Below are 6334 nucleotides of genomic sequence, written 5' to 3' on the forward strand. Positions count from 1 at the left end.
CCGCAGCCGGAAGGGCCCAGGAAGGTGACGAACTCCTTGTCGTGAATGTCCAGCGAGAGACCGTTGAGCACGTTCTCCCCGTCGAAGCCAACAACAATGTTCTGCAGTGATACGATTTTACTCATTGTTTTTGATTCCCCCTTTGCGGAATTTTGCCGTGGTTTGCATACACAGGCGGCGCACATGGTACCACCCCGCAAAAGGTTTGTTACACCGGCCGAAGCGTTGCAGCTTTGGCCGGTTACAGCGGTACATCCAGCGCCTATGTACCCGGCAAAAAGGCGCACTTTCCCCTTATAGCGTGCCGGGCACAACTGCTACTATACAAGCTGGACCTGACAATGTCAAGCAGTTTTTCAAAAAATGCAAAAAAACGCTGGATTTCCTCACCTGCAAGCGGAAATCCAGCGTTTTATGGGTTTATTTTTGGTTTGCTCCTGTATCCTTGCGTTTTCTTTTATTCACAAGGATTTTTCTCAGGTTTTACAAAGGGTTCAGCCCTGCTTTTTGAAGGCCTTGCGGGCGGCGCGCTCCACCTTGGCAAGCTCCACCCCGGCCTGTGCAGCGGCTGCAGCCATATCACCGTATTCCACCTTGCACTTTTTTACCCCGTAGCCGGTCCCCTGCTTGACGCGGACGACCCCGTACTTGGTCTTCACCGGCACCATGCGGGTGGTGAGCACGCTGCGATCCATCACGCTGGCGCGAACGCCCCAGGTGGTGGTGTGGCGCAGCATCAGCTGGGTGAGCTTATCCCGCTGGGGCGCATGACACAGGCAGCAGAGCATCACCGCCGGGCGGCTCTTTTTCATCTGGATGGGCACCGTGTACACATCCAGCGCGCCCTCTTCTAGCAGCAGCTCCGAAGCGTAGCCGATGGCCTCGCCGGTCATATCGTCCAGATTACAGCGCAGTTCCACAATCTGATCGCTCTCCTGCTGTACCTGGCTGGCATCGCTGCCCCAGAACACCCGCAGCACGTTGGCGGCTTCAAAATCCTTGTTGCCCACACCGATGCCCACCTTTTCGGTGACCATGACCGGCATGGGGCCAAAGGACTGAGCAAAGGTCTTGAGCAATGCCGCGCCGGTGGGGGTGCACAGCTCCCCACGAATGGAACCGGTGTAGGCGGGAACTCCCTGCAGAATATAGGCTGTGGCAGGCGCAGGCACCGGCAGAATACCGTGGGCACAGCGCACCTGACCGCTGCCCAGATGCACCGGACTGGCAATAACCTTTTCCGGCGCCAGCATGTGCAGCAGCAGGCAGACGGCGGTCACATCCGCCACTGCGTCCAGCGCGCCCACCTCGTGGAAGTGAACCTGGTCCACCGGGCAGCCGTGGGCAGCGCTTTCTGCCTGCGCAATGGCGTGGTAAACCTGCAGCGCCTGCTCCTTTACCTCCGGGGGCAAAGCAGTTTCCTGAATGGTATGTTCCACCCAGGCCATGGTGGCGTGATGATGATGCCCGTGGCCATGATCGTGTTCATGGGGATGGTCGTGGCCGTACTCGTGCACATGGTCATGATGATGCTCGTGAACGTGGTCGTGGTCATGGGGATCATCATGGTCATGATGGTGGTCATGTTCATGCATATGTTCGTGAGGATGGTCATGAACGGCCGGAGCGGGATGCACCTCCGGATGAACCGGGCCGTGGTCGTGGCTGTGCTCCTCTTCCCCGTTCACCAGCACCTGCACATGCAGGCCCTGTACACCGGATTTCTGTGCGGGATTCACCTTGACCTGAACCCCTGGCAGCAGCCGGTTCATCTGCCCCAGAAATGCCTGCTGCTCCTCCACACTCAGCAGGTCCAGCAGCGCAGCGGCGAGCATATCGCCCGCCGCGCCCATGGCACATTCGATGTATAAGGTTTTCATTGGTCACTGCCTCCCATATGATTGATCATGCTGGCCAGATAGCCCGCACCGAATCCATTGTCGATATTCACCACGCTCACTCCGCTGGCACAGGAATTAAGCATGGACAAAAGTGCAGACAGGCCGTTGAAATTAGCGCCGTAACCCACACTGGTGGGAACCGCGATCACCGGGCAATCCACAAGGCCGCCCACCACACTGGCCAGCGCACCCTCCATGCCTGCCACGGCAATCACCACACGGGCCTGCATCAGCACATCCAGCCGGGACAGCAGCCGGTGCAGCCCGGCCACGCCCACATCGTACAGCCGCTCCACCTTGTTGCCCATGGCAATGGCGGTGCGGGCGGCCTCCTCGCAGACCGCCATATCGCTGGTGCCGCCGGAAACCACCGCAATGTAACCGGGCGCGGTGATCTTGCCGGTAGGCCGCACAATGCCCAACCGGGACATGGGGTCGTAGTCCATCGGATGGCGCTGGGCTACATAGTCCGCCGCCTGCTGGCTCATGCGAGTCACGATGATATCGGTGGCGTCCCGGCTTTCCATGGCTGTGAGGATGCCGTCGATCTGCTCGGCGGTCTTGCCCGCGCCGTAGATTACTTCCTGCGCGCCCTGACGCAGGCCCCGGTGGTGGTCCACCTTGGCATAGCCCAGGTCCTGAAAAGGCTGCAGCTTCATCTGAAGCAGTGCCTGTTCGGGCGTGAGCGCTCCCTGCTGCACCTGCTCCAGCAGAGTGAGCATCTCCTGTTTTTCCATTCTTATTCCTCCCCTCGGGGTTCCAGATCCAATACGACCGCTGCAAATTGCGGTTTCAATGCATCCACCAGCTCTTTTCGCCGCTCCAGCGCCTTGCCGAACTGGGCGGCAGGCAGCTGCAGCTTGGCGGTGTTGCCCATGCAGCGCACCCGGAAATCGGAAAAGCCCAGCCGGAAGAGCTCGTTTTCCGCCGCTTCCACCTTTTGAAGCGCCTCGGGAGTGATGGCGGTGCCGGTGGGGATGCGGGTGGCAAGGCAGGCATAAGCGGGCTTGTTCCAGGTGAACAGGCCCAGTTCCCGGGAGGCCTGCCGCACCTGTGCTTTCGTCACGCCGCACAGCCGCAGCGGACTGTAGACCCGCATCTCCTCCAGCGCCCGCATGCCGGGGCGGTCGGATGCATCATCCGAGGCATTGGTTCCGTCGATAATCTCTTCGAAGCCATCCGCTTTGGCGGCGGCCAGAATCGCCCCGAACACCTGCTTTTTGCAGTAATAACAGCGCATCGGACCGTTCTGCCGCACGTTTTCGTCCGCCAGCGGCTGGGCGGGCAGCACCTTCAACTCCACCCCCTGCTCTTCGCACAGGCGGCGGGCATGCTCCAGCTCAAAGCGGGGCTGGAAGGGGCTGTCCACAAAATAGGGCTGAATCTGGCAGCCGCAGCGCACGGCCTCAGCCAGCAGATAGGCAGAATCCACCCCGCCGGAAAGGCCCAGGGCCAGACGGGGATGCTGCACAAAAAACTCCTGCAATGTCATGGTGAGTGGTTGCTCCTTGTTTTTTCTTGATTATACACGATTTAAAAAAGACTTTACAGCTCAATCCGGCGGGTACAGACCCGATCCAGAAGCGGGGCGGAATGACTCACCGCCACCAAACCGATGCCCCGGCGGGTGGTTTCCTCCACCAGAAAGCTCCACAGCTGTGCCTGAGTCGCCAGATCCAGCATGGCACTGAGTTCATCCGCCAGCACAAACCGGGTGGCGGGCCCCAGTGCCCGGGCGATGCAGAATCGCTGCAGCTCACCGCCGGACAGCTCTGCCGGATAACGGCTGAGCCATTCCGGCTGAATGCCCAGCGCCTGCACCAGCCGTTCTTCCGGCTCCCCTGCCTCCCGCAGGGTTTTGCCCAAAGTCAGCCGAGGGTCCACCACCTGCTCCGGATGCTGCCAGATCAGCTGTACCGGGCAGTAGCCCCGATAGCTGGCAAGAGACTTGCCGTCCAGCAGCACCTGACCGGACTGGGGCTTCTCGTAGCCCGCCAGCAGCTTGCACAGGGTGGTTTTGCCCCGGCCACTGGGGGCAAAAATACCCACCCGCTCGCCGCTTTTCACCCGCAGAGACAGGTTTTGCAGCACACTCCGCCCGCAGGGGTAGGTAAAGCTGAGATTCTTTGCTTCCAGCGTCATGCGTTTTCTCCTTCCGGGTGCAGGCAGCGCACATGACCTCCACCCCGTTTTTCATAGGCAACAGCACCTTTGCGGCATTCCGGCCCCGCCTTGGGGCAACGGGGCGCAAAGGCACACCCCTCCGGCAGCTGGCCCACCGGCTGGGTGCCGGGCAGCGGCACGAATCCATGGCTGGGACTGGCCTGCCAGAGGGCCTGCGTATACGGGTGCTGCAGCAGCTCCTTTGCGGCAAAGCTGGCCGCCGGAGCTTCTTCCACCGCCGCGCCCGCATAGAGCACAATCACCCGGTCCGCCACTTCCAGTGCGGCCTCCAGATCGTGGGTAATCAGCAGTACGCCCGCGCCTGCCTGGGCCAGCTCCTTAAAGTGGCCCAACACCCGCCGGGCGGCTTCGGGATGCAGGCCGGGAGTGGGTTCGTCCGCTACCACCAGCTTCGGCGCATGCTGCACCGCGGTGGCAATCAGCACCCGCCGGGCCATGCCGCCGGACAATTGAAAGGGATACATCTTCTCCACCTCGGAGCCGAGACCATACCGCCGCAGCGCCGCCGAGGCCTTCTGTGCATCCCCCTTTTCGCCCTTCACCTGCTCGCCCACCCGCATCAGCGGGTCCAGATAGGAGACATTCTGGGGCACCAGCACAATCTCGTGGCCCCGCAGCTTTTCGGCCCGCTTGTCGTCCAGCGGCTGGCCCTGATAGAGCACCTGTCCGCCCACCTGGGCATTGTAAGGCAGGATCCCCAGCAACCGGTGAGCCAGCAGGCTTTTTCCGCTGCCCGACGCGCCCACCACCGCCACCAGCTCGCCTTCATCCAGCGAAAAGCTCAGATTCCGCACGCCGGGCAGCGTCATCCGCCGGAAGCCCTGAGCGTACCGGGAAAAGGACACCGTAAGCCCCTGCACCTGCAGCAGCGGGGCTTTTTGTCTGTTTTCTTCCATTATGCCGCCTCCTGTTCCGCGTTCACTGACCAGAGCGCCGCCAGGCTTTTGCCCGCCAACTCAAACAGCAGCACCACCGCCACCAGACACAGACCGGGCAGCAGCGCCAGCCACCATCGGCCGGTGGCCAGATACTGCATGCTTTCCGAAAGGATCACGCCCACCGCAGGCTGTTCACTGGTCAGACCGAAGCCCAGAAAGGTCACGCTGGCCTCATGGAGGATAGCGTGGGGAAACATCAGCACCAGCCCGGTGAAGAATTGGGGCAGCACGCCGGGCAGGATGTGCCGGGCCGCGATGGCTGCCGGGGAAGCCCCCAGCTTGCGCGCCACCTGCACATAACCGCTCTGCCGCAGCTGCATCACCTCGCCCCGGATCAGCCGGGCAAGGCTCATCCAGTGGGTGGCCACGATGCCGATGGTCACACCCCAGAACCCGCGCCCGCAGGCGCAGGAGATGAGCACCAGCAGCAGAATGTGCGGGATGCCCATAAACAGATCAATCAGCCAGGTGAGGGCGCTGTCTGCCCAGCGGCCCAGCAATGCGGCGCTCACACCCGCCGCCAGCGCCACCACTGCGCTCACCGCAGCGGTAACCACACCGATGCGGATGCTCAAAGAAAGGCCGCTCAGGGTACGGGTAAGCATATCCCGGCCCATCCAGTCCGTACCGAACAGATATTCGGCACAGGGCGCCAGATTCTTGCGGGTGAAATCCGTGGCAAGGGCCTGCTCCCGACAGGCCATACCTGCGATCATGATTGCCAGCAGGATTGCAGCAGCAAAAATCAGCCGGAGCAGCGCGGCGGTGCGGGGTTGGCGAAGCTCATAAAAACACTGCTTCATGTCCGGCCCGCCCCCTTTCGGATTCGGGGGTCCACCAGACCGTACAGGCAGTCCGCCGCGAAGTTTGCACCGAAGACCATGGCGCTGCAGATTACCGTGATTCCCAGCAGCAGCGGAATATCTCCGCCAAGGCCTGCTTTCACTGTGGCCTGACCCAGCCCCGGATAGGAAAACACCTCTTCCACCAGCACCGAACTGCCCAGCAGCTCACCCAGGCTGGCAAATTGCAGGGTGATGGCAGGCAGCAGCACATGCCGCAGCACATGCCGCAGCAGGATGCCCTTTCCGCTCTCTCCCCTGGCCCGGGCAAACAGCACAAAATCCGACTCCAGCGCCTGGATGGTTTTCTGCCGGGTGTGCAGGCAGACCGATGCGGTGCCAGTGATGCTGAGGGCCAGCGCCGGAAGGATTGCATGAAGCAGCCGGTCCGCCAGGGTGACAGCGGTGGCCTCCAGCCCGATGGGCACACTGAGCCCCACCGGCAGCAGCTTGAGCCAGACGCCGAAGA

General features: G+C 61.9%; 7 protein-coding genes and 1 pseudogene. All 8 read right to left on the reverse strand.

Annotated features, from left to right (window positions below; genetic code table 11):
- Window positions 1-125 (reverse strand): annotated as a pseudogene (locus J7G73_RS11965) (spermidine/putrescine ABC transporter ATP-binding protein); the annotation flags it as partial.
- Window positions 126-494: 369 nt separating this feature from the next.
- A complete protein-coding gene (gene larC / locus J7G73_RS11970; protein WP_291246416.1) occupies window positions 495-1880 on the reverse strand; it encodes a nickel pincer cofactor biosynthesis protein LarC in 1386 nt (461 codons plus the stop codon).
- On the reverse strand, window positions 1877-2638 hold the full coding sequence (larB, locus tag J7G73_RS11975) for a nickel pincer cofactor biosynthesis protein LarB (protein WP_291246417.1): 762 nt from the start codon (window positions 2636-2638) through the stop codon (window positions 1877-1879). The genes larC and larB overlap by 4 nt, the downstream gene beginning before the upstream one ends.
- A 2-nt stretch (window positions 2639-2640) precedes the next feature.
- Window positions 2641-3393 carry an ATP-dependent sacrificial sulfur transferase LarE gene (gene larE / locus J7G73_RS11980; protein WP_291246418.1) on the reverse strand — a complete coding sequence of 251 codons (753 nt, stop codon included), beginning with the start codon at window positions 3391-3393 and terminating at the stop codon, window positions 2641-2643.
- Window positions 3394-3446: 53 nt separating this feature from the next.
- The gene (locus tag J7G73_RS11985; RefSeq protein WP_291246419.1) at window positions 3447-4043 is read right to left on the reverse strand and encodes an ABC transporter ATP-binding protein; all 597 of its coding nucleotides are present in this window, start codon (window positions 4041-4043) and stop codon (window positions 3447-3449) included.
- On the reverse strand, window positions 4040-4981 hold the full coding sequence (locus J7G73_RS11990) for an ABC transporter ATP-binding protein (RefSeq protein WP_291246420.1): 942 nt from the start codon (window positions 4979-4981) through the stop codon (window positions 4040-4042). The genes J7G73_RS11985 and J7G73_RS11990 overlap by 4 nt, the downstream gene beginning before the upstream one ends.
- On the reverse strand, window positions 4981-5826 hold the full coding sequence (locus J7G73_RS11995; protein WP_291246421.1) for an ABC transporter permease: 846 nt from the start codon (window positions 5824-5826) through the stop codon (window positions 4981-4983). The genes J7G73_RS11990 and J7G73_RS11995 overlap by 1 nt, the downstream gene beginning before the upstream one ends.
- A partial coding sequence (locus tag J7G73_RS12000) for an ABC transporter permease (protein ID WP_291246422.1) occupies window positions 5823-6334 on the reverse strand: 512 nt, incomplete at its 5' end. The genes J7G73_RS12000 and J7G73_RS11995, both read right to left, overlap by 4 nt.

Origin of the sequence: Allofournierella sp. (assembly GCF_017889395.1) — a bacterium.
Classification (GTDB): Bacteria; Bacillota; Clostridia; order Oscillospirales; family Ruminococcaceae; genus Allofournierella.